We start from the raw sequence: 24,376 nt of genomic DNA on the forward strand, positions 1-24,376 counted from the left end.
CTTCATATGCTATTGAAAAAGCACATATTACTGCCCATACTTTCTGGTGTTGTGACGACGTTAATTATCGGAACGACCTCTTTATTTTACCTCAAGAACAAGAAAGATCATGAAGATTTAGTGCTGAAAGAAGAACTAAAGAATAAAGCGTTCAGTATAAAATCAATTATTGAAGGTTCAGTTAAAGATAAATTTTATTTATCAAAAGTAATGGCCAATTATGTTGAGATTAATCCCAACATTAATCAAGAGTCATTCTATGAATTCGCTAAAGGAATTTACCAAATCTCTACAAATGGATTACTTTCTATCCAATTGGTGAAGGACAGCATCATAAAATTCAATTATCCAGAAATAGGAAATGAGAAAACAGTTGGCGTAAATATCAACTCATTATTGAATGATAGAAGACTAACTGATTCTTCGAGAAAAAACAGAACTCCACTAATTATTGGACCAAGGATATTACTTCAAGGTAAAATGGGGTTGGTTTATCGACACCCCATAATTATTGCTGACTCCATGAACAGAGACACAAATAAACTTTGGGGATATGCAGCAATAGTCGTGGATCTAAACAATTTATTCGAAAAAGTAAGTGAATATGATTCAGAAAATATTGACATCGCATTAATTTCAGTGAGTCAAAGTTTGAGCAGAAATGGATACTTCTATGGAGATTCATCTATTCTTCAGCATAAGTATGTTGAAATTCCTATTGAATTACCAAACGACAAATGGAAACTACAAGTTGGAATAAAAAACACAAAACCTTTATTATTTAGCGACTTATCACTTAATATTTTCTTCTTATTGTTCTCTTTTTTAATTGGAACTTTTGCTGCGTTTTCTACTTCTCTAATTTTGAGAATCTACAACACCAACAAAACACTATTCAAAAAAAACCAAAGTATAAAGTCCCAACTAAATGAAAAATCGGCGATTATCTTGGAGATTCATCATCGAATAAAAAACCATTTTCAAATGATTAGTAGTTTGAATCGGATTATTTATCAAAATGTAGAAAATCCAGAAGTTAAGAAAGCCATCACAGATGTAAACAATAGAATAGGAACATTGGCTACTGCTTACGATCAATTAAATGAATCGAATTCTTTTCAAAGTGAGATGAATGTATACATCCCAACATTAGCTAAAAATTTAATCAACAGCGTGGCCGGAGATATTAAATTAGACTTGACTATTGAAGAAATAAACCTCAACATAAAGCAAACCGTTTCTTTAGGGGTAATTGTCAATGAAATGATTATCAATTCCATTAAACATGGATTTCCAAGTCATCAAACGGGAATCATCAAAATTTATTTACAAATAATCAATCATGATGTAGTCCTTAAATATATGGAAGATGGGATTGGTCTTCCATTGAATATTTTCGCCACTTATGGAGAATCTACAGGAATCCTTCTCATCCAAACCTTTAGTGAACAATTAAGTGGCAAAATTGAACAAATGAATCACGACGAATGGTCAGGATACCAATTAAGTTTTCCTTTAACCTAAATTCTTATTTGCCAGGATTCTCTCTGCTCAAATCGTTGGCCAATTTTAAGATGGTTCTTTTTAACTCCTCATTTTTCATTTGCAAAGTATCTAGCTGTGTTTCATACGATGCAATTCGTCCACTCAAGTCAATAATTTCTTGCTGACGACCATCAATTTCCATCTTCAATTCATCAACCTGACTTTTTTGATAAAAGGAATATCCTGCAAAGCCTAAAGCTATTACTAACAAAGCAATCGATAAATATTTCATATTCTTAAGAATTAATTTCTATTAAAATGTTTAGAATTTCTTGTGCCGCTATTGGCAATTTTGTACCAGGACCAAATATTCCTGCTACTCCTTTTTCCCACAAGAAGTCATAGTCTTGTTGTGGAATTACACCACCAACGATCACTAAAATATCTTCTCGGCCCAACTTTTTCAATTCATCCATCACTTGAGGAACCAACGTTTTGTGACCTGCAGCCAATGAAGAAATTCCTAATAAATGAACATCGTTTTCTACTGCTTGCCTCGCAGCTTCAGCAGGCGTTTGGAACAATGGACCAATGTCTACATCAAACCCCATATCTGCAAAAGAAGTCGCAATTACCTTAGCTCCTCTGTCGTGTCCATCTTGCCCCATTTTGGCCACCATAATCCGTGGACGACGGCCTTGCATTGCAGCAAATTGATCAGCCAACTGCTGCGCTTTTTCAAAATCTTTATCTCCCATAGCTTCCATAGAATATACTCCTGAAATTGAACTTATTTTGGCTTTATATCGTCCAAAGATTTCTTCTAACGCAGTTGAAATCTCTCCCAAGGTAGCTCTAGATCGAGCTGCATCCACTGCAAACTCCAATAAGTTTCCTTGACCTGACTTGGCAACAGCTGTCAATTTCGCCAATTTGCCTTTTACTTCCTCCTCGTTTCGTTCCGCTTTCAATTTATTCAATCCAGCGATTTGTCCCAAACGAACCTTGGTATTGTCAATGTCTAAAATTTCAATCGGCTCCTCCTGACTTGGCGGATATTTATTGACACCAACTATAATTTCTTTTCCTGCATCTATTCTAGCTTGACGCTTTGCCGCTGCTTCTTCTATTCGTTGCTTTGGCAGCCCTTCTTCAATGGCTTTTGCCATACCACCCAACTCTTCTACTTCGAGAATTAACTCCCACGCACGATTCATCAAATCATCAGTCAATTTCTCTACATAATAGGAACCCGCCCAAGGATCTACACTTCTTGTAATGTCTGTTTCTTCCTGTATAAACAACTGTGTATTTCGTGCTATTCGGGCAGAAAAATCAGTTGGCAATGCGATGGCTTCATCCAATGCATTGGTATGCAAAGATTGAGTTCCACCCAATGCTGCTGCCATGGCTTCGATACACGTTCTAGCCACGTTATTAAATGGATCTTGTTCGGTTAAACTCCAACCTGAAGTTTGACAGTGAGTTCGTAAAGCCATCGACTTGGTGCTTTTTGGCTTAAACTCTTTCACCATTTTTGCCCACAACATTCTACCAGCTCTCATTTTGGCAATTTCCATAAAATGGTTCATCCCAATGGCCCAGAAAAATGACAGCCGTGGTGCGAAAGAGTCGATGTCCATTCCAGCTTTAATCCCTGCTCTCAAGTATTCCAACCCATCTGCTAAGGTATACGCCAACTCAATGTCTGCAGTTGCTCCTGCTTCTTGCATGTGGTAACCAGAAATACTAATGGAGTTAAACTTTGGCATTTTCTGAGCGGTATACTCAAAAATATCTGCGATAATTTTCATGGATGGCTGTGGCGGATAGATGTAGGTGTTCCGTACCATAAATTCCTTTAGAATATCATTCTGAATCGTACCAGACAATTGATCTAAAGTTACGCCTTGCTCCTCTGCTGCTACAATGTAAAAAGCCAGAATCGGTAAAACTGCGCCATTCATTGTCATGGAAACCGACATTTTATCCAATGGAATTCCATCGAATAAAATTTTCATGTCTTCTACACTGTCAATCGCCACTCCGGCTTTTCCAACATCTCCAACCACTCTTTCGTGATCAGAATCGTATCCTCGGTGGGTCGCCAAATCAAATGCTACCGACAAGCCTTTTTGACCAGCCGCTAGATTTCTTCTGTAAAATGCATTTGATTCTTCTGCGGTAGAAAATCCAGCATATTGCCGAACTGTCCAAGGTCGCATCACATACATGGTGGAATAAGGCCCACGCATATAAGGCGCAATTCCGGCTGCATAATCCAAGTGCTTTAATGTCACTATATCTTTAGCAGAATAAACTGGCTTCACTGAAATTTTCTCAAGTGTTTCCCAATTTTTTCCGTCTACTTTATCCTCTTTCTGCTGATAATTATTCACCAGCTGATCATAAGAAATATCTGTAATCTTAACTTTCATACTTTCTATTTTTCAAAAGGTGTTGACCATCTAATTGCGTTCATCGCCTTGAATTCCTTCCCTACTATTTCTTTTACTGGCAATTCATTCAACTCACTTTGATCTGCCGGTTGAAATTTATTGATTCCTATTCTGATTTCTGATTCATTTGCCAATGCATCTTGAGTGGTTTTCCGACTTTTAGCAACTGCATTTTGAATAAATTCTGATTGAATCGCAGATACATATCCACCTGTATTTTCAATTTCTTGAAAGAAACTCCACGCTTCTTTTGCTAAGTCGTCACTCATTTTTTCAATGTAATAGGACCCTGCACCGGCATCTTTTACTTTCGCCAAATGTGCTTCTTCTTTCACCACTATTTGCACATTTCTAGCAATTCTATCGGCAAAATCGGACGTTTGTTCCAAACCGATATTGTGTGGCAAAACCACTAAATTATTACATCCTCCAATTACTGCAGACATTGCTGCTGTGGTGCCACGCAACAAATTGGTATAAGGGTCTTTTTTAGAATAAACGATAGCTGCTGTTTCTGCATAAATGGTTGGTTCGGCTGAAACTTTATATTGCTGAACCAAGCTTTGGAACAAAAATCGAAAAGCTCGAGTTTTCGCAATCTCCATAAAATAGGAAGTCCCGTAGGAAAAGGAAAATGCCATTTTATTGATTGCGGTGGAGGCTTCGATTCCGGCTGCTGCCAATTGGTCGATGTATTCATTGGCTTGCGCTAATGCAAACCCAACTTCTTGGATCTCATTTCCACCTGAATTCTTTACAATCCGAGCATCAATGTGAATCATTTTTAGGTTGGAATAATCATTTCCATGTGATTGAATCGCTTTAGACAATTCATCTAACGACTGATTTATTCCTTTTCCTATCGCAGTTGTCAGTGGAGCAAAAGCGATCATCCCATGAATGGAAGATTTTTCAATCTCTTTTTCGGCTATGAGTTTATCTAAATGATTCAAGGTATCTTTAGAAATATCGCCGGTTAAATGCAACGAAATTGCATCAACGTACACCCCTTTTAACAAAGCACTCAAGTCAGTTTGTGGGGCAACTTCTAACCCAATCCCTTCTGCTCCTTTTTCTAGGGCATCCAAAATTTTTGCATTGGTAACAGTGGCAGCTCCAAAATTTTGTTGGATCACCCAGTCTTTTGACAATACTCGAAATCGTTCAGGATTTGTGATTTTATTAAAATCAGAATTGCGATAATACGGCTGAAAAGTCAACTTTTCATTCGCCTTCCACTCCAAGGTTTCTGAAAAATCCTTTCCTTTTAAATCTTTGATTACTATGTCTCGCCACTGCTCATCTGAAATAGCAGAAAAGTCTTTAGAAATATCTAACTCTTGTTGATTCATAAACCTGCGTTTAATGCTTTCTACAAATTTATCATTTCGAATAAGAAAACACTATTTAATTGCTTCGAATCTCATTTTTATTTCATTCTACATTCTTCTATTGACCTACGTTTTGTAATTTAGGGCTTGTATATTTATTGATCCAATTTATGATTCCAATCGAACTCGAGGCAGAGAAAAAAGAGATTCTAAAACGTTACAAACACCTCTTGAAGGTCAGTAAGCCAAAAGACAACAAAGACAAGAAGCTGATTAGGAAGGCGTTTGACACGGCATTAGAAGCACATAAGGACATGCGCCGAAAAACTGGCGAGCCTTATATCTATCATCCCATTGAGGTGGCTCGGATAGTCGCAGAAGAGATTGGGTTGGGCTCTACTTCCATCGTTTGCGCATTGCTGCACGACACGGTTGAGGACACAGACATGACTTTGGCCGATGTGAAACGAATGTTTGGCCCGAAAGCTGAAAAAATCATCGATGGATTGACAAAAATCTCTGGTGTGGTTGACCACAACGTGTCGATGCAAGCCGAGAACTTTAGAAAAATATTACTGACGCTTTCAGATGATGTTCGTGTTATCTTGATCAAGCTGGCTGATCGACTGCACAATATGCGAACTTTAGAGTCGATGCGCAGGGATAAGCAACTTAAAATTGCCTCGGAGACTTTGTATTTATTTGCGCCTTTGGCTCACCGATTGGGATTATACAGCATAAAATCTGAATTAGAAGACTTGTCTCTGAAATACACAGAGCCGGAAGTTTATGATGAAATCACTAGTAAATTAAAAAAGACAAAAGCGGTTCGAACTCGATTTGTGAACCAATTTTCATTGCCGATTCAAAAAGCATTAAAAGAGCAAGGAATCAATTTTGAGATAAAAGCACGTACAAAATCAGTCTTTTCAATTTATGATAAAATCAAAAACAAGCACGTTTCTTTTGAAGAAATCTACGACATCTTTGCCATACGAATCATTGTAGATTCAAGTCCAGAAAAAGAAAAAGCAGACTGCTGGAACATTTATTCCATTGTCACTGATTTTTACCAACCAAGTCCAGACCGACTGAGAGACTGGATTTCTACACCAAGAGCCAATGGATACGAATCGTTGCACACGACCGTAATGAGTCCGACGGGAAAATGGGTAGAAGTTCAAATTCGATCTCAACGGATGGACGAAATCGCTGAAAAAGGTTATGCAGCGCATTGGAAATACAAAGAAGGTGGCGAAGAATCTAACTTTGACACATGGATCAATAAAATCAGAGAACTACTCGAAAACCCAGAAAGCAATGCGATTGACTTTTTGGATGATTTTAAACTCAATTTATTTGCCGAAGAAATTTTCGTCTTTACTCCTCAAGGGGATGTAAAGAGTTTACCAATGCGAGCTACCGCCTTAGATTTTGCCTTTGAGATTCACTCACAAGTAGGAGAGCGATGCATTGGAGCAAAAGTGAACACCAAACTAGTTCCATTAAGCTACGTCTTAAGCAGTGGAGACCAAGTGGAAATTATTACTTCTCGGAAGCAAAAACCAAATGAAAGCTGGCTGGATTATGTGATTACTGGTAAAGCTAAATCGAAGATTCGATCGGCGCTTAAAGAAGATAAAAAACGAATAGCTGTAGACGGAAAAGCAACTTTAGAGAAAAAATTAAAGAAGCTAAAAATTCCATTTACCAATGACATTATAAAAGATTTACTCAGTTTTTATCGATTGCCCTCTCCATTGGAGCTGTATTATAAAATAGCAATCAACAAAGTGAAGTTGGGCAAACTGGATGAAGTGAGCTACGAAGGAAGCAAATTGGTCTGGAACAAACCTGAACAAAAAATAAACACCAGCAAGCAGTTTGAAGAAGCGCTTCGATCTAAAGGACAAGCTGACGAAATGCTGGTCATCGGTGAAGACATGGAGCATTTTGATTATAAAATTTCTCCATGTTGCAATCCGATTCCTGGTGATGAAGTGTTTGGATTTATTACCATTAGCGATGGCATCAAAATACACAAAACCAATTGCCCGAATGCAGTGCAGCTATTGAGCAATTACGCTTACAGAGTAGTAAAAGCAAGGTGGACGAGTCAAGAACAAATTGCTTTCTTAGCCGGAATTAAAGTAACCGGAATTGATGATGTAGGTATTGTAAACAACATCACCAAGCTCATTTCTATGGAGCTAAACGTAAACATGCGTTCCATTAGTTTTGACAGTAACGATGGTATTTTTGAAGGAACCATTATGGTATTTGTGCATGACACTCGCCACTTAACCGACCTGATTAAAAAGCTGAAAAATGTAAATGGTGTGATTAATATTTCTAGGATAGATACGGCATAAAAATAGCCCATGCTGAATACTTAACATGGGCTTTACTTTATCTTTAAAGGTCTTAATGATTCACCACTATCTTCTCACTTTTCTGTTGCCCATTTGAGGTAACAGTTAGAATATAAGTTCCATTACCTAGATGATACACTGGAATTGTTACTTCATTCGAATTTAAAGTCGATTGATTTTCAAAAACCACTCTTCCCGATAAATCGACGATTCGGATTTGATTAATGCGATTACCTTTGGTTGAAATCGTAATTTGATCTGAAGTTGGGTTAGGAAATATTTTAAAGTCAACTAAAGTAGAATTTTCCGCTAGACCCACTCTTTTTTGATAATTGTAATTGTATTTCAAATTGCCCACCTTCACTTTCCAGCCAGAGGTATCAATAGACTCTTCAATAGCTGATTCAAGGATACCTTTCGAGTCATAACTAAATAAAACTCTGTAAAAATGATAATAACCTCTTTGAGGCCCAAAATAAATCGAACTGATCACTTCACTAATTCCGTTAGAGTTATACTTGAAGGATTTTCGTTGTAAACTTTGCCATGTTACTTCTTGGATAATAGAGTCAACTTGATTGTTAGAATTATAGTAATTCGTTAAACGATAACTATATTCCCAATTATTATTTATCCAATCCTGACCCAGTTCAGAGGTTGAATTAGTAAAATTGTCATAAGTATAAATGGTTTTTTGGTAATTTGATCCTTGAGGATTAAGACTCTGCACAAATTTCTTAACCTTTTCAGAAAGTCTTGAATTAGTATATTTAAAAGAAGTAGAAAAAAGTTTTTTCCATGTATTATCTGATTGTAAAGTTTCGAGAATCAGAGTATCCAGTTGATTGTTAGAATATATTCTAATATTTTTGCGTACAGATTTCCATGCCGAATCAACCCATGATTCATATCGCTCCTCTTTAATATTCCCTAATTGATCATACAAATACACCCCCTTTGATTCATTCACTAAACTTCCGGCAACTAAACCTTGTGTTATTTGCTTCTCGACTTGTCCAAGTGTATTTAGTATTTGTACAATTTTCGTTTTAGGTAAATAAACACTATTTTGAATGCTCCATGTGAAAGTATTTTTTTCATTAAAATTATTGAGGTATGGATCGCTCAATGGATTTCTTTGACCAGTAAATATATTTAGCAAACTTTTATCATCTTGATTAGTCGTCCATAAATAGTCGATTGAATCTTGTTTGACATATTGAGTACCATCAAACTTTTCAACGGTATAACTTTTTATTTGGACTTGTGCATATAAAAATGGGTTCATAAATAACCCAATGAAGTAGATGATAAATAACTTTTTCATAAATCTAATTTTGAGAATAACTCATTAGCCAGTAAAATTATAAAAATATATGAAAAAAACAATTTCAGTTATTTAGAAATTAATCATTTATAAAAGTTGTTTTATTTTTTTATAACTGAAAAATAGAATTATCGTTGATTACCAATTTTCGTTAACAAACTGTTCAAAAATCAGTTTTCCCATCCTAATATAAACCGTATCTTTGATTCCTTAAAATTGCAAGCCGAAACTATGGCCACGGAAGAGACAATAGAAAAAGTAAATCAAATCTTTGCTGCTTATTTAGAGAAGAATGGCCATCGGAAAACACCCGAACGTTTTGCCATTCTGAATGAAATATACACGCAGAAAGGCCACTTTGACATAGAGTCGTTGTACATTTCCATGAAGAACAAGAAGTATAGAGTGAGTCGAGCTACTTTGTACAACACGATTGAATTGTTATTGGCTTGCAACTTGGTGAGAAAACACCAATTCGGAAACAACATTGCACAATTTGAACGCTCTTATGAGTTCAAACAACACGACCACTTGGTGTGCACCAGATGCAATAAAGTGATTGAATTTTGTGACCCTAGAATTCAAAACATTAAATCGACAGTGGGCGAAATTTTAGATTTTAAAATTCTCCACCATTCATTGAACCTTTATGGCATTTGCAGTTCATGCAGTGCTGTTGAAGAAGCCAAAGCGCTAAAAAAAGACTAATCATTGAATTTTTCATTCCACATACAACCCATTGAAGATTCCATGCTGCGCATTGATTTAAAAGGTGACATCCTTGAAAAATCGCAGACCCAAGACTTAATGATTGCAGTAGATCAATTGCTGATGGAAGGTAGAAACAATTACCTCATCAATTTGAGCGAACTCAATTACATGAACAGCAGTGGGCTAAATAGCTTAATCGCTTTATTGACGAAGGCTAGAAATAACAGTGGTGAAGCCGTTATTTTTGGAGTGAACGACCGAATTGAAAAATTAATTATCCTTACAAAATTAAATACAGTGTTTTCGCTTTACAAAACGGAAGCAGAAGCACTGCAAGCTATAAAAGAACAGACTGCATAAATTACAACAATGAAAGTAGACGTATTATTAGGCCTACAATGGGGCGACGAAGGAAAAGGAAAAGTAGTAGATGTATTAACCCCAAAATACAACGTGATTGCACGTTTTCAAGGTGGGCCAAATGCTGGACATACGCTAGAATTTGATGGAATCAAACATGTGTTGCACACCATTCCTTCTGGAATTTTTCACAAAGACAAAGCAAATGTAGTTGGAAACGGTGTTGTGATCGATCCAGTCATTTTCAAGAAAGAAATTGATGCGTTGGTAGAAATGGGAGTTGATGTAAAAAAGTCGCTTCAAATTTCTAGAAAGGCGCACTTGATTTTGCCTACTCACCGGATGTTGGATGCAGCTTCTGAGCAAGCAAAAGGAAAAGAAAAAATTGGTTCTACCTTAAAAGGAATCGGACCAACATACATGGATAAAACAGGCCGAAATGGATTGAGAGTTGGAGATATTGAATCACCTCAATTCATGGAAAAATACGAAGCCTTGAAAGCAAAACACCACGACTTATTGAGTAAATCAAACTACGAATATGACGTGACTGAAATGGAAGTAGCTTGGTTCAAAGGCATCGACTTATTAAAGTCGTTGACGCTAATTGATAGTGAACATTTCATCAATAACGCTTCAAAAAACAACCAAACTATTTTAGCAGAAGGCGCACAAGGAACATTATTGGACATTGATTTCGGTTCTTATCCGTTTGTTACTTCTTCAAACACCATTACCGCAGGCGCTTGTACTGGTTTGGGGATTGCACCGAATAACATTGGTGAGGTTTATGGTATTTTTAAAGCCTATTGCACAAGAGTAGGAAGCGGACCATTCCCAACTGAATTGTTTGACGAGACTGGTGAAGAATTAAGAAAAGTAGGTCATGAATTTGGTGCCACTACTGGTCGCCCAAGAAGATGTGGATGGATTGATATCCCTGCATTAAAATATGCGATTATGATCAATGGAGTCACTCAATTGATTATGACCAAAGCGGATGTTTTGAGTAATTTCAAAACCATTAAAGTGTGTACACATTACAACTACAAAGGTAAACAAATCGACTTTTTACCTTACGATGTGTTGGATGAAGCAATCTCACCAATCTACAAAGAATTGAAAGGATGGACAGAAGACTTGACTGGCTTGGCGTCTATCAATGAGATTCCTGCAGCTTTAAACGACTACATTGAATATTTGGAACGAGAATTGGAAACACCAATCACCATTGTATCTGTGGGACCTGATCGAAATCAAACTTTGATGAGAGAAGCAGCTACTGCATAATCGAATTTATGAAGACCATTTTTGCTGTCTTATTTAGTTTCATTTCAATAATAACCTTCGCTCAGAAAAAGGAGAAAATCCAGATTCTGAATGCGGATGATTTCATCTATTCTGAAAAAAGCAATCGCGATGTTCAGAAATTGGTGGGCAATGTAAAACTGAAGCACCAAGATGCGCTGATGTTTTGCGACAGTGCCTATGTGTATAAGTTGACCAACCAAATGGAAGCATTTGGAAATGTAAAAATCAAGCAAGGCGACACCTTGTCTTTGACTGGCAAATACCTAAAATATGATGGAAATACTAAAATAGCTGATGTTCGACAAAATGTAGTTTTAAATCGTCCTGACATTTCATTGACAACAGATAAACTGATTCTGGATCGGTCAACAGGAATTGCATATTATCTAAATGGAGCCAATATCACTAGTAAAACTGACAACAATAGGCTATACAGTAGAAAAGGATACTATTACATTGATCAAGATATTTTCTTCTTTAAAGACAGCGTAGTCCTTAAAAATGAAAATTATACGATGAAGTCGGATACCATGAAATACTGGACAACCACTGAGGAAGTCTACTTTTTTGGACCTACTGAAATCATCAGTAAAGACAACTACATTTATTGCGAAAACGGGTACTACAATACGGTGAATGAAAAGTCGAAATTCTTTAAAAACGCCTATTTAATTTCGTCTAAGCAAAAATTAATGGGTGACACCCTCACTTATGATCGAACAAAAGGATACGGCGAGGCCAGAGGTCGCATTAGCATTATTGATACCTCAAACAATATTACTGTAAAAGGTGGATTGGCCAAGTTTTACGAGCAAAAAGACAGTGCCGAAGTCACTAAAAAAGCCCTTCTGGTTCAACCTTTTGACGAAGACACCTTGTTTATGCACGCCAAGTTATTCCGAGTTTATCCAAACAAAGATGGCAAACGAGTGATGCAAGCTTTTTACCAAGTCAATTTATTCAAAAAAGACTTGCAAGGAAGTTGTGATTCACTGGCGTATGCATTTACAGACAGCACACTAAAAATGTATTACCAGCCGATTCTATGGTCGGAGCAAAATCAAATTACAGGAAGTATTATAAAAATCAACATGAAGGATGGGAAAATTGATCAATTATTTATTCCTCAAGACGCCTTTATTTCATCAGAAGTAGACTCAACACGTTTCAATCAAATCAAAGGCAAGCAATTGACCGGAAATTTTTTGGACAACAAATTAAAAAAAGTGCTCATTGAAGGAAATGGGCAAACCATTTATTACGGTCAAGATGAGCAGAAAAAATTCATTGGGGTTAACCGAGCTGAAAGCTCTGATTTATTGATTGGTCTGAAAGAAAATGAAATAGAATCAATCACCTTCATGAACGATCCAGATGCCACACTTTATCCATTGAATGAATTAAAACCTGATGAATTGTTACTCGGTGGCTTCAATTGGAAAACGGAATTCCGCCCATTAAAAATGAGTGATGTCTTTATTTGGAAAAGGGGAAGATTAAGGTAGAAGAAGTTCCTATGATTGTTCGACCGCCTTCAGGGTCGGTATTTCTTTTATCTTCCAACTAATAATGTATCACCCGTACAGGGTGATTATCATATTTCTTGAGCCAGAAAAACCCAAACACCATTAAGAGAAAAAAAATTAGGAGAACCCGTCAGTTGGTCCAACATTACAGTGAGACCTTACTAAGCTAAAATATCTCGATTGTTATACAACAAGATATACAGTCGGTGCCTCAATATTTTCCCCATGTTTTCGCACTGCAAAAAATCATCGTCGTTAAAGTGAACTGCCAATTCTTCTCTCAGTTGTTTTACTTTTTCTTCCGTGGAAATTTCATCAATTTCCATAATGTCCAGTAAATCCTTTAATCGATAGCGTGATACTTTGATTCGATTCGCAATCATGGCTCGCTCTTCCAATTGGTATTGCCGAATAGTTTCTGGATTGATGTAACGAACCACAAAGTCCACTATAGAATTGTTGTCCTTAAAGAATTGAGGCAAATACATGGTTCGCATTCCTTCATAGGTTTGCTGATCAAAATCGATGGCTCTGATTCGATATTGAATGTCGTCAAAATCAGGCGTCATATCCACCACATAGTTATATGAACGCATATCCCCTAAGAGGCGCACAAATGTTCGTTCATTAAATTTTACGAATTCCTTTGCCAATCGAATCTCATTCAATTCGGCATCGTTCAACCAGTTGTTAATAAACACATCTCCAGGAATTCCGGCAATGTGCTCTTCAATAATGGTATCCCCATCCACCACATAATTAATTCGATTTGGTGACAAAATGTGCTCCAGCTCCAATCCATAGATTCTCGATGCATCTGCACGTTTCACATAAAAATAATCGTAGTTGTCGTTGTATCGATTGGTGATCCGAATCCGGAATGGCTTGGAGTTTCCAAACGGGCAATAGTCAATGCGATTGGTGTACAAATGTTCGGTTACTTCAAGGTCTCCTTCTGTTTTCAACAACGAATAAATCTTTGTCAAATTTTCATTGATCTCATCCATGTCAGATTGAGAAAACATGACTGTTTCCCACAACGTATCTCGCCCTTCCTTGTCATAGACAGGCATACTGGATTCAAAATGCAATAAATCTTTGTACTGAATGGGCAATTTTACTTCTCGGCTATATTCAGATAAATAACCCCTTAACTCTTCGCGAATCGGAAAAAAAAACTTCTTTTTAGAAATGGTATTCATACATTATTTTTGGCAAGACCTCAAAATACGAATAATTGTTCAGCCAACTCTTCAAAGGTGAATGGTTCTTGATAAGATCGATCAGAAAAATAATTGGCCATTAATTTTAGATAATAAGGTCGTCCATCTCGTGAAGTAAACTCTATGCGAATAGTGCCATAAAGTTGTTGAAATGGCGGTTGTTTTCTGTACTTCAATTTTGGCTTTAGGTAATAAGACTCCTTTGTTACCACATGATCTTTTTCTTCTTTCACTTCTTCTTCCGAATGATTGATGGCGTAGTCCAACTCCTTGATGCGAAATTTGAATAATTCCAACAAAAAAGAGGCTTCCTCATTATTTGTTCCGTTATCGAAATAGTAAACGAAACCATTGGAATGAGGGCTATTGTAATAAAAAAAACTCGTTTCTATTGCAGCTATCTCACTTCTGGTCTCCCATTCTTCTTTAAGCGCACGAATACTAAAATTATAACTCTGCTGACTTTTCCATTCCTCCCAATCATTCACATACTTCTCAGAACGCTTTAAGGTACGTTTTACCAATACGCTAGACCCATCATTGACAGATTGGTCAGCAGGCAAAACAGTTTGAAGCAATTTATCGAGAAATCCCATGAGCTTATATTACATTATTGAATACAAATCTATTCTTTTACAATGGCATACCTTCAAATTATAAAATATTAATCTTGTATATTTGAAGGCTAAACAAATTTAACTCTTACTATGACCAAAATAAATAAAGTAGATAAAAAATCACTTGACTTTTTAGAACAATACATCAACAACCCATCACCAACTGGGTTCGAATCAGAAGGACAAAAATTATGGTTAGAATACATCAAACCATACGTAGACGAAACTTTTGTGGATACCTACGGAACAGCAGTTGGCGTTATTAATCCAGAAGCAGAATACAAAGTAGTGATAGAAGCTCACGCCGATGAAATCAGTTGGTTTGTGCACTACATCAACGAAAAAGGTTTTATATACGTGAGAAGAAACGGTGGATCCGACCACATCATAGCTCCGTCAAAACGAGTAAACATTCATACAGACAATGGTATTGTAAAAGCATTATTTGGATGGCCTGCCATTCACACCAGATCAGGATATGAAAAAGAAGACACGCCAAAATTGAACAACATTTTCTTGGATTGCGGTTGCAACACCAAGGAAGAAGTAGAAGCTTTGGGAGTGCATGTAGGTTGTGTGATTACCTATGAAGATGAATTCATGGTATTGAACAAAAACTACTTTGTAGGACGTGCATTGGACAATCGAATTGGTGGGTTTATGATTGCTGAAGTAGCCAAAAAGCTAAAAGCAGACAAAAAGAAGTTGCCATTTGGATTATACATCACCAACAGTGTGCAAGAAGAAATAGGTTTGAGAGGTGCAGAAATGATTGTGCAGCGAATTAAACCCAACGTAGCTATTATTACAGATGTTTGCCACGACACACAAACGCCACTAATCAATAAAATAGAGCAAGGTGACTTTCATGCAGGAAAAGGCCCTGTTTTGACCTATGCTCCTGCAGTGCAGAATAACTTATTGAAGCAAATTATTAAAACAGCCAACGACAATAAAATCCCATTCCAGCGATTGGCGGCTTCTCGTGCCACAGGAACCGACACTGACGCCTTCGCATATGCGAATGGTGGAATTGCTTCGGCACTAATCTCATTGCCATTGCGATACATGCATACTACTGTAGAAATGGTTCACCAAGACGATGTGTTGAATGTCATCGAATTGATTTATCAAACATTACTTAACATTGAAGAAAATCAAAATTTCAATTATATCCAATAAAAAAAGGGTGGTTTCTAATTGAAACCACCCTTTTTATTTTTCTCTTAAAGCGTTTATTCTCCACTAAATACTTCTAGAATTTCACCACTTTCTCTGTACTTATAAAATTCCCTCTTGAATCTGTAATTCTTAAAAAATACAAGCCACTTTTTAATTCCGAAATGTTAATTTGAGTATCGGTATAAGTCGAAGTTGATTCTTTCACTATTCGTCCGGATTGATCCAACACTAAAAAATGTAAAATAGTAGGACGGTAATATTGACGCACCGTAATTTGATCTTGAGCAGGATTTGGAAAAACAGAGATTTCACTAGCTTGCTTTACAGGTTCGTTAATAGCAACTGTTGTTGAAATTCTTGGCCAAAAAGCAACACTATCTAAATATGTTACTTTTGCAAAGCTTCTTGTTGTATTATTAACCGATTCTGTACACTGACCAGTTACCCATAGACCACCTTTACTATCCTGATCCATCCGACGTACCCAACAATAATCATTAAACGGAATATGATACTCTCAATGCAAGTCTCCTTTTTCATTCAACCCATATATGGCGGCCTCTGTATCCCATTGAGAAGGATTCCAGGTGTAGAATCTTTTTGTTAAAGCGGTCACAAATAAATTACTATCATACTTTATTACTTGTACCTGGCCGTCTATTGCACTTTCTGAAGTATCTATAGCACCATACAGTTTTGAGAGTCCACCAATTTCAGTATAAAAAGAATCTGTATTTCTTAAACCTATTGCGATATCATAAAAAAAAACTGGATTCGGATTTTGAGGATTGTTTATACTAAAAAAATTAGCGGTAGTAGACATCAACATGAATGTGGAATCGGATACTGGTGCTAAAGCTCCAATAAAAGTTTTAGCCGGAAATGTCCCTGAATAAAAATTTGCATTCACCTCAATTAATTGATTACTTCCTTTAATAATATTCAAATTAGTATCTAATGTAATTAGTCCATTTCCAGCACTATTTGGCTGATTTAAAGAATCTTTAACACCAGCACCTGTGACTCCATAAAATCGCTGCCTTTTTCTATTATAGTAGATATCATCAAAATAACAATTTATACCTAAACAATTAATTTTTAGCCTATCAACTACATTTAAATTTAAATCTACCTTTAGCAAAATACCATATGGGGTATTATTTGAATCACCATTCGACAAAGCCACTAAATAGAAATTATCAATCTTCTTTACAAAAACAAGTTTGGATATTGTAGAGGGTGTATCAATATATACTCTGTTTGAATAATCGTTTAAATTTCCAATGCTGTAGAACAATTTAAATTGTTGATTCACAACATCTCCTTCTGTTGCAAATTTGACAAATGTATTTCCATAGGGAAACACAAAGTTAGAAGTAATGATATCGTTGGTATCAATAACTGTTGTATCCTTCCTACCCAGCTGATTAACACTATTTACAAAACGAAACACTTCAAATTGCTTTGCTAATCCTACTGGAAATGAAAAAACTCCTGTTTGTCCATAAATGGACAACGTATCATTGTCCAAAAAAGTTCCCACAATATTTAGATGCTCTTTATTCACAGAACGAAATTCGGTCCATGTTTGGGAGTATCCATTGTTTGAAAATAGGTAAACAACAATTAAAAAATATAGCTTTTTCATAAGGGTAGATTTTAGTTCTAAATGAAAGACACTAGCAAGCTAGGGATTGTTGCTTGTCAAATTAAAGCTTCACCACTTTCTCTGTAGAGATAAAATTTTCTTTTACAATTACTCTTTGACAATTCGTTTAGAAATTACTGCACCATCTTCCAAAGCAACACTGATAAAATAAATTCCAGATTTTAAATTAGATAAATCAATCTGATTCTTTCCATTTGTTTGAACTAAAACAGTTTGACCTGTAATAGTATACAATCCCATTTTAGCAATTTTTTCTTGAGAAGTAATGGTGATCGAATTTGTCGTTGGGTTCGGAGCGATACTAATCTTAGTAGCATTCAATTCATTTTTTGAAATGGAGGTCAATACTGAATCACAATCAATTGTAGTAAAGTTTAAGTTTCCTAATAAACTATCCGAATAACAACGGAGACCATAAGTATAGTTGCTTGCATGTGAACAGGAAGCAAAAACCCATGGAATCAATGAATACTCATGGCCGATACGTTCTGTAAACCAGCCATCATGGAATTCATAAGCTGATTGAGTACCAATATGACGCATATACACTTTTCTTAAAGTAACTCCATTAAGCACTGTAGTTCTTACCGAATCGAATTCTATTGATATATTTCTCGTAACAGTTTGCTGACCATTTGAAATACTAACCTTAACAGTAGTGGTGTCAAAATTACTTGCTGACAAATCAACCAACAATTGCCACCTTCCATCTTCGAAAATAAACACAGAATCTGCTCCATACCCAAACAATGAGCCATCTACATCAGTAGGACAAGGGAAACCTGAAACAGGCCCGGAAGTAATTACAACCCGATTAGCCATTTTATTGTTGTAAACATACGCTGTGTCGCACTTATAGGTAGTCACTTTTTGTTGTCCGTTAATTTTATTCACTAAACTGTATTTCCACACAGCGCCCTTAGAACCAAAAGCTTGACAGAATATAAAATTAACAGCAAGTAATAGTATTGATAGTAGTGTAATTTTTCGCATGGCAATTATTTTTTTATTAGTTTTTTAATCTCAATACCCTCTTTACCAAACACCTTTAGGAAATAGATGCCATTATTTACATTTTCTAAATTGATCTGATAACTATCAGATTGACCTAGGTTTTGATTAAAATTTTGGACTAACCTTCCTTGAATATCGATTACTTGGATTTGATTGATCTGTTGATAGGGCAACCATACCAAATTCACCATTGAATTCGTAGGATTGGGATAAACTGCTTTCAGTAATTGGGTTTTAGCACTTTGTTTTTTCTCATCTAGTCCTACACTCATTCCATGAATTTTAATAATTGGTTGGGAAGGTTTTCCATCCCAATATTTAAAATCCCCATAAATATAATACCCTCCATTAATTGACTTTTCAATATTTAAAATCCCCGCTACTCCCCACCTTACAATAGAGCTATCCGGTCCAATAAAATTATTGAAATATTGAGGTTCTACTTTCCCTGTTGAATCTAATTTAACCATCCCATTTTTGACATATCCTTGATATTTATCAAAATCACCTGAAACTAGATACCCATTATCTTCAGTTTTTGTTATTGTTTTAATTCCAAAATATGGATTAGCCGAAGTATCCTCTGGACCATTAAAATTCATAAAAGTGGTATCTAATGAGCCATCTGAATTAAACTTAGCAATTGAAAATCTTTGATTGGGATAGTCTTTTAGTGCAAAATTACTCCCTAAAATAAAAAAATCGCCGTTTAATTCCACTAGACCAACATCATAATAATTATTTATGGGTAGAATAGGGTTTTCGAAAGTAGTGTCAATGTCTCCATTTAAAAAGATTCGACAAAGTCCATCGACTGTATGCCCATCATACTGTGTAAATTTATGATTCAAACCAAACACAAAGATTCGGTTGCTATCGTATGGAATAAAACCAGTTGGCGTAAAATTCATTGAGTGCTGAAAGGTACTGTCATAAATTCCATCAGGGTCTACTTTTATAATATAAGAATGAGGAAAAGTATCCGACAAAAATCTTGGGTTACACGCTTTTGGAATACTTCCTTGTCTATTTACAATTAAAGCAGATCCATCCTTATAAAAGTAGGGTATGGAGCCAATCTTACAGGGAACACTTTCACGCAAATTGGAATTATAGTTCGGCTTAAATGGAGTTCCATCAAAGTCAAAGTGTAGGATGAATGATTCCTTAATCAGAATTAAAGATGTATCATTTATAGAGTAAATTCGGTTCAAATCAGTACCAATCTTACCATCATAATTTGGACAAAGCGAACCAGACGGCGTGTAACAGACATTGCCTCTATAATATTTCCCATTGTGTTGTTGATTGAAATCTCCAACGACATAAATATTTCCATTTTTGGGATGCTCCCATAAATCAAAGACTCTACCACCAGTTGAAAGGAAACTCTGAGTAAAATCTAAAAAGGGGGTAAAAGAAGAATCAATAGAAAATGAAGGTTGAGCCATAAGCTCAACCTTCATTCCTGAATAAATGAATAAAATAAATAGTAAATGTTTCAATGTAATTTTCATTAGTGTTGAATTACAATTTTACCTTTCTCTATGCTTTGGTCATTAGAAATGACTTCATAAATATAAGTACCATTTTCTAAATTAGACACCTTAAACTGATTAGAATTTCCATTGAAAGACTGATCCATGACTAACTGCCCACTTAAGTTAGTAATTCTTATTCTATTTAAACTACCACTAGCAATATTATTCAAAGTCAATGTAAAATTAGTTTTAACAGGATTTGGAGATATCGATACTTGAGCACTAATAAAGTCTCTCTCTGATTTTTTAGTCATGTCATAAACTCTTCTACTCTTCAATCTCCCTTCTACTTCCTGATTAGTTCCGCATTCGCCATATCCAAAACATAGAATATTTTGAGCCAATTGAGAAGATCGGCCGGTTTTAGCTTCTGCAATTATTCTCAATGAAGTCAATTCACTTTCGTCCAATTGTAAAACATTTTTACTATTGTCGTTCATACTTTCCCTGAATTGAACATAGGAAATGAAATTGCTGTGCTCACTTGTTTCATTTTCTGAGATCTCTACATTATCTAACTGTGTTAAATAATTATTCACTGTAGGGTAGTCCTCATTAGCGATTGCAACTTCAATTGCTCTGTACTTGCTAATTGTATTTCTACGTGCATCCAACAAACTGTAGATACTATCTGAATTATTAATACTGTCAGCCATAAACCTACCAAGCAAACTATTTGACAAAACACCCATTTCTGAATTTATATTAGCTAACTGATTCTCCAATAAAGTACGTGGTGTCTCATCTCCCCAGCTCTGATAGATTAATTGAATCATGGATGCAGGTAATGGATCCGGAATTTCAAATTCTATATAATCCAAGAACGCCTCATTTCTTGTCGCATCAATATTTGCCAAAGAGACTTCTAACAAAAATGCATCGGTTAAAACACCGCTACCAGCAGCTTCCCAAAGTGCCTCTTGTGATAAATATGGGGCTTGGCTCATTAAATCGTTTCGAAGATCTAAAGCCTCATTACTCCAAGACATATTTATAGCTTGAACTAGGGAATCAGTATTTCCATTATCTATTTGCTGAAAATAGTTGTACATCACTACATCATATTGACTCCTTAATCCAAAAAACTCACTAGACGAAACATTGCTGAATGATAACTCAGCACATACATTCGTATTTGCAACTAACTTAGGAAGCACTTTTCCCTGAGTATAATTAATTGGCAACTCGTTTATATTGCTATAATGATACATAATGCCAGAACTTGATGAATTAAATATACTAGTAGATAAAGGGTCTGTAGAAAATAGATTACCTGCTGATTTTTCAGGATTAGTAGACCCCTGGAAAGTACGTACACCATCATCATAATAACGATAATTATATCTATTCTCCCTAATAGACACATCTGTATTATTTGAAATTGTATTTTTATTACATAAAAACTGTAATCCCTCATAAGGGTTGACATTTCTATTTCTACCGAAATACTCCTGCCCTAAAAAGTTGTTTATAAAATTATTACGATACACTTGATTTGCTTCTGTTCCTGATTCTGCTATTCTTAAACCTACAACATCTTTCACAGGGTTATTTTTGCCTTCAAATGTGTTATTCTCTATCTCAAAGCCAGAAGAATAATTTATATTTAGTCCGTAATGATAATTACTGGTATGGTTAGCTTTCAGTACACCTCCAGCCAAGACATGATTGTATTCAAATCGAATATTATTGAATGAGTTTATAAGTACCGCTAGAGAATTATCTTCAAAATCTGTTTCTGTTATTGAAAGGTATTTGTTTGTAGACGAACTAGTTGCCTTAATTCCAATATTTAAGTTTTTGAATAATGATCGAGTATTATATTGAGCTCCACAAGGGGATGTTTGGGCAGGATCATTACAGTCCGCAGTAACTTGATAGCCTGCATCCATTGAGAATATACCAATGGCTTTATCATCTTCAAATAAATTTAACCGTGTGTTGTCTTGGAAAGTACACCCACTAAAATTTACTCCATATGTATCCCATAATGTTACTAATGGTAATGGAATTTCTGTAATAGTTGATACATACTCGAAGGTACACCGTTTGAAATAACTATTGTTTTGAAATGGGTATTTCATGAATTGAACAGCTCTTCTACTCACTCGAATTGTTGCATCTTCTGCTTGAACAAGGCCACCAAAGTCAGTCCAATTTCCACTTCCACCAAAAGTAATGGCATACATTACATTATCTATTAACGCTCCATTCTTCAACTCTAATTTTGCTTGATGCGTTGGTTGACTAAATGGGAATTGGTTGTAATTATTATTTCCCATAAGTACAATTCCATACCAGAATTTTTCTTTACAGCTATTTGATATTTCTCCGCCATCAATCACCAGTTTACTTCCCTCTTCAACAATAATTTTACCATTTTCAGGCATACCTATTTTACAAGTAATAGTCAAAACTGATTGATTTTTAACGACAATATCTCTAAATAAGAAAATATCTTTATCCCAAGTTTGATTTGCACTAATTTCTAAAGGAGTAGCGGTGTAAGGACAGTTATTAATTTTTTGCCGTGTCGATTTACTTCTAAAAGATACATGCGCCATTCCTATCTGCTTTGGAGATAGATATCTAGAATTGTTATTTCCACTCATTAGATTATTTGTACAGTTAGGGTCTGAATTATTGGCATCACACCCCCAATTGCCTCCTATTGGTGCATGAGGACATAATTGGCTCCCAACAGGCCCATGAACATCCTCTAAATAATTAACATTATTTGTATTACATATGGCTCCGGCGCCACCATCAACATAAGTATGATAGAAACCTAGATTATGTCCAACCTCATGCGCAACAAATAATGCAGTCGCATAATTTCCTTGGTATTGATTAGCAGGATTATATTGATTGTATTGGTTGTAACTATTCAACATTACGGCGAACATAAAATGCTCATTATTTGACCTATTTAGTTCATAAGGCATACTTGCATGCCCTGCAGCTGTTCCATACACTCCTTGAGTCCAAAATACATTTATGTCTTTTATCATTTCTGGATCTCTTGCATTCATTGCGTTCTCCAGCGGAGTTACATTCAAACTAATAACATTCAAACTATTAGAAGTATAAAATTCAGTCTTCTTTAAAACTAGTTGAATCTTAGAATCTCTAACATAGCAAGTTCCACACACAGAAACTACAGGTTTAGTTGGTGCACTAGGATATCGAATAAAACTACTCGCCCAATCAAATAATTGTAGTAATACAAGTCTATCTCCATTTGGGTTATCTTGATAATTATTTCCTCCATTATCATCTTGCATAATATGCATATTGATCCCAACTTCTATTACTGGCGCATCAATATTGTAGTTATTTTCTAATTTCCAGTTACTTGGGTCTGTCAATGGCGAAACTCCAAAAGCACAACCTGCCATAGCAGTTAAACTAGGCCCTGTAAGACAGTCATCGCCGCCTTGATTTTGAGAATTCTGAACAAAGTGACCGTCAGGACTGTGAATATTCAAAAGACTACTTGGCTTAATATCTGAGTTTTGAGAAAAGAGAGAAACCGGTCCTCTGATATGATTTTCAAAATGAATGTATCCATCTGCTAGAAAAATACCAGCGACAGTTGAATTATGGCCTGAATAAATATTCCCTTCAATATTCCATACAATATTTTTAGGATTTAATCCCTCGAAAATAACGGTTGTAAAATCTGAAAAAATCAAATCCCCAGTTACATTAAAAATAAATTCGTCATTTGGTTGTCCACTTAAATCAACAAATCCACTTAGGTCAAGATTTCCTTCTACAGTATAAACTCCCGGATATATTGTTGTACCTGATTGGCTACCACTTAAAGATTGGGAACTTAAACTTTTAACATTACTTTTTACTGTCGCTAAATCAGTAAATATCTGACTCCAAGCAGGAGCATTATCATTTATTACAGTTACATTAGAAGAATATAAAAAGTTAGCAGGCAGGCTAGTAGGGGAAGCTATATCCCCTTCCATTACAATAATTCGTTCATCTGGCTCAAAATTTTCTGTACTGGCCAAAGACATAGTACTTAATGATAAAAAATCTACACTTTGCGAGTAAATTTGATGGGTGCACAATAATGATAATGCACTCAGAGTAAAAATATGTTTTTTCATTTTATACGTTTTATGTTTTTAAATGTAATTTCTTTATTCAATAGCACAAAAACGCCAATAAAAAGTACTCCTGCCACAAAATAGGAATCGTAGACATTTACGATACCATGGTTTAAATAAG

At 35.7% G+C, this 24,376-nt stretch carries 18 protein-coding genes; 7 read left to right on the plus strand and 11 right to left on the minus strand.

The genetic code is table 11. The annotated features are described in order from the left end of the window. The first annotated feature begins 12 nt into the window (after positions 1-12). Complete coding sequence (locus ACTB0X_RS17040) at positions 13-1,524, plus strand: histidine kinase dimerization/phosphoacceptor domain -containing protein (protein ID WP_463026247.1); 1,512 nt, start codon at positions 13-15, stop codon at positions 1,522-1,524. A gap of 4 nt (positions 1,525-1,528) precedes the next feature. On the opposite strand, the gene ACTB0X_RS17045 is transcribed toward ACTB0X_RS17040, so the two are convergent. From ACTB0X_RS17045 to ACTB0X_RS17055, 3 genes are read right to left on the minus strand one after another with little or no spacing between them, the layout of a single operon-like run. Beyond that, positions 1,529-1,777, minus strand: a complete 249-nt coding sequence (locus ACTB0X_RS17045; RefSeq protein ID WP_463026248.1) for a hypothetical protein — start codon at positions 1,775-1,777, stop codon at positions 1,529-1,531. Positions 1,778-1,781: 4 nt separating this feature from the next. Next, positions 1,782-3,923, minus strand: coding sequence for a methylmalonyl-CoA mutase (scpA, locus tag ACTB0X_RS17050; RefSeq protein WP_463026250.1), 2,142 nt, complete (start codon positions 3,921-3,923; stop codon positions 1,782-1,784). A gap of 5 nt (positions 3,924-3,928) precedes the next feature. Then, a complete protein-coding gene (locus ACTB0X_RS17055; RefSeq protein ID WP_463026251.1) occupies positions 3,929-5,296 on the minus strand; it encodes a methylmalonyl-CoA mutase family protein in 1,368 nt (455 codons plus the stop codon). 149 nt (positions 5,297-5,445) lie between these two features. On the opposite strand from ACTB0X_RS17055, the gene ACTB0X_RS17060 reads away from it, so the two are divergent. Further along, complete coding sequence (locus ACTB0X_RS17060) at positions 5,446-7,647, plus strand: RelA/SpoT family protein (protein WP_463026252.1); 2,202 nt, start codon at positions 5,446-5,448, stop codon at positions 7,645-7,647. Between the two features lie 52 nt (positions 7,648-7,699). Here ACTB0X_RS17060 and ACTB0X_RS17065 read toward each other — a convergent pair whose 3' ends face one another. Continuing rightward, positions 7,700-8,974, minus strand: coding sequence for a T9SS type A sorting domain-containing protein (locus ACTB0X_RS17065; RefSeq protein WP_463026253.1), 1,275 nt, complete (start codon positions 8,972-8,974; stop codon positions 7,700-7,702). Between the two features lie 231 nt (positions 8,975-9,205). Between ACTB0X_RS17065 and ACTB0X_RS17070 the strand changes: the two genes are divergently transcribed. From ACTB0X_RS17070 to ACTB0X_RS17085, 4 genes are read left to right on the plus strand one after another with little or no spacing between them, the layout of a single operon-like run. Next, the gene (locus ACTB0X_RS17070; protein ID WP_463026254.1) at positions 9,206-9,682 is read left to right on the plus strand and encodes a Fur family transcriptional regulator; all 477 of its coding nucleotides are present in this window, start codon (positions 9,206-9,208) and stop codon (positions 9,680-9,682) included. 3 nt (positions 9,683-9,685) lie between these two features. Then, a complete protein-coding gene (locus ACTB0X_RS17075; protein ID WP_463026255.1) occupies positions 9,686-10,045 on the plus strand; it encodes an STAS domain-containing protein in 360 nt (119 codons plus the stop codon). Between the two features lie 9 nt (positions 10,046-10,054). Further along, a complete protein-coding gene (locus ACTB0X_RS17080) occupies positions 10,055-11,335 on the plus strand; it encodes an adenylosuccinate synthase (RefSeq protein ID WP_463026256.1) in 1,281 nt (426 codons plus the stop codon). Positions 11,336-11,343: 8 nt separating this feature from the next. Next, positions 11,344-12,861 carry an OstA-like protein gene (locus ACTB0X_RS17085; protein ID WP_463026257.1) on the plus strand — a complete coding sequence of 506 codons (1,518 nt, stop codon included), beginning with the start codon at positions 11,344-11,346 and terminating at the stop codon, positions 12,859-12,861. Positions 12,862-13,043: 182 nt separating this feature from the next. On the opposite strand, the gene ACTB0X_RS17090 is transcribed toward ACTB0X_RS17085, so the two are convergent. Both ACTB0X_RS17090 and ACTB0X_RS17095 read right to left on the minus strand, forming a co-directional pair. Further along, entirely contained in the window at positions 13,044-14,084 is a 1,041-nt protein-coding gene (locus ACTB0X_RS17090) for a hypothetical protein (protein WP_463026258.1), read from the minus strand. Positions 14,085-14,104: 20 nt separating this feature from the next. Continuing rightward, positions 14,105-14,701 carry a hypothetical protein gene (locus ACTB0X_RS17095; RefSeq protein ID WP_463026259.1) on the minus strand — a complete coding sequence of 199 codons (597 nt, stop codon included), beginning with the start codon at positions 14,699-14,701 and terminating at the stop codon, positions 14,105-14,107. A 111-nt stretch (positions 14,702-14,812) separates the two neighbouring features. Between ACTB0X_RS17095 and ACTB0X_RS17100 the strand changes: the two genes are divergently transcribed. Continuing rightward, complete coding sequence (locus ACTB0X_RS17100; RefSeq protein ID WP_463026260.1) at positions 14,813-15,904, plus strand: M20/M25/M40 family metallo-hydrolase; 1,092 nt, start codon at positions 14,813-14,815, stop codon at positions 15,902-15,904. A 73-nt stretch (positions 15,905-15,977) separates the two neighbouring features. Here ACTB0X_RS17100 and ACTB0X_RS17105 read toward each other — a convergent pair whose 3' ends face one another. The 5 genes from ACTB0X_RS17105 to ACTB0X_RS17125 all read right to left on the minus strand — a co-directional run bounded on the left by ACTB0X_RS17105 (position 15,978) and on the right by ACTB0X_RS17125 (position 24,255). Continuing rightward, positions 15,978-16,379, minus strand: coding sequence for a T9SS type A sorting domain-containing protein (locus tag ACTB0X_RS17105; protein WP_463026261.1), 402 nt, complete (start codon positions 16,377-16,379; stop codon positions 15,978-15,980). A gap of 42 nt (positions 16,380-16,421) precedes the next feature. Continuing rightward, a complete protein-coding gene (locus ACTB0X_RS17110; protein WP_463026262.1) occupies positions 16,422-17,552 on the minus strand; it encodes a hypothetical protein in 1,131 nt (376 codons plus the stop codon). Positions 17,553-17,660: 108 nt separating this feature from the next. Next, complete coding sequence (locus ACTB0X_RS17115) at positions 17,661-18,566, minus strand: T9SS type A sorting domain-containing protein (RefSeq protein ID WP_463026263.1); 906 nt, start codon at positions 18,564-18,566, stop codon at positions 17,661-17,663. Between the two features lie 5 nt (positions 18,567-18,571). Continuing rightward, a complete protein-coding gene (locus tag ACTB0X_RS17120) occupies positions 18,572-20,104 on the minus strand; it encodes a T9SS type A sorting domain-containing protein (protein ID WP_463026264.1) in 1,533 nt (510 codons plus the stop codon). Then, positions 20,104-24,255, minus strand: coding sequence for an ice-binding family protein (locus tag ACTB0X_RS17125; protein ID WP_463026265.1), 4,152 nt, complete (start codon positions 24,253-24,255; stop codon positions 20,104-20,106). Before ACTB0X_RS17125 ends, ACTB0X_RS17120 begins: the two co-directional genes overlap by 1 nt. Between the last annotated feature and the right edge of the window lie 121 nt (positions 24,256-24,376).

The sequence above is a fragment of the Acidiluteibacter sp. genome, assembly GCF_055129545.1.

What these genes read in the sequence shown, in the direction of transcription:
- ACTB0X_RS17065 (WP_463026253.1), bottom strand. Translation starts at nt 8,974, where the DNA reads ATGAAAAAGTTATTTATCATCTACTTCATTGGGTTATTTATGAACCCA.
- ACTB0X_RS17125 (WP_463026265.1), bottom strand. Translation starts at nt 24,255, where the DNA reads ATGAAAAAACATATTTTTACTCTGAGTGCATTATCATTATTGTGCACC.
- scpA (WP_463026250.1), bottom strand. Translation starts at nt 3,923, where the DNA reads ATGAAAGTTAAGATTACAGATATTTCTTATGATCAGCTGGTGAATAAT.
- ACTB0X_RS17120 (WP_463026264.1), bottom strand. Translation starts at nt 20,104, where the DNA reads ATGAAAATTACATTGAAACATTTACTATTTATTTTATTCATTTATTCA.
- ACTB0X_RS17110 (WP_463026262.1), bottom strand. Translation starts at nt 17,552, where the DNA reads ATGAAAAAGCTATATTTTTTAATTGTTGTTTACCTATTTTCAAACAAT.
- ACTB0X_RS17095 (WP_463026259.1), bottom strand. Translation starts at nt 14,701, where the DNA reads ATGGGATTTCTCGATAAATTGCTTCAAACTGTTTTGCCTGCTGACCAA.
- ACTB0X_RS17055 (WP_463026251.1), bottom strand. Translation starts at nt 5,296, where the DNA reads ATGAATCAACAAGAGTTAGATATTTCTAAAGACTTTTCTGCTATTTCA.
- ACTB0X_RS17060 (WP_463026252.1), top strand. Translation starts at nt 5,446, where the DNA reads ATGATTCCAATCGAACTCGAGGCAGAGAAAAAAGAGATTCTAAAACGT.
- ACTB0X_RS17115 (WP_463026263.1), bottom strand. Translation starts at nt 18,566, where the DNA reads ATGCGAAAAATTACACTACTATCAATACTATTACTTGCTGTTAATTTT.
- ACTB0X_RS17100 (WP_463026260.1), top strand. Translation starts at nt 14,813, where the DNA reads ATGACCAAAATAAATAAAGTAGATAAAAAATCACTTGACTTTTTAGAA.
- ACTB0X_RS17090 (WP_463026258.1), bottom strand. Translation starts at nt 14,084, where the DNA reads ATGAATACCATTTCTAAAAAGAAGTTTTTTTTTCCGATTCGCGAAGAG.
- ACTB0X_RS17085 (WP_463026257.1), top strand. Translation starts at nt 11,344, where the DNA reads ATGAAGACCATTTTTGCTGTCTTATTTAGTTTCATTTCAATAATAACC.
- ACTB0X_RS17080 (WP_463026256.1), top strand. Translation starts at nt 10,055, where the DNA reads ATGAAAGTAGACGTATTATTAGGCCTACAATGGGGCGACGAAGGAAAA.
- ACTB0X_RS17105 (WP_463026261.1), bottom strand. Translation starts at nt 16,379, where the DNA reads ATGGATCAGGATAGTAAAGGTGGTCTATGGGTAACTGGTCAGTGTACA.
- ACTB0X_RS17070 (WP_463026254.1), top strand. Translation starts at nt 9,206, where the DNA reads ATGGCCACGGAAGAGACAATAGAAAAAGTAAATCAAATCTTTGCTGCT.
- ACTB0X_RS17045 (WP_463026248.1), bottom strand. Translation starts at nt 1,777, where the DNA reads ATGAAATATTTATCGATTGCTTTGTTAGTAATAGCTTTAGGCTTTGCA.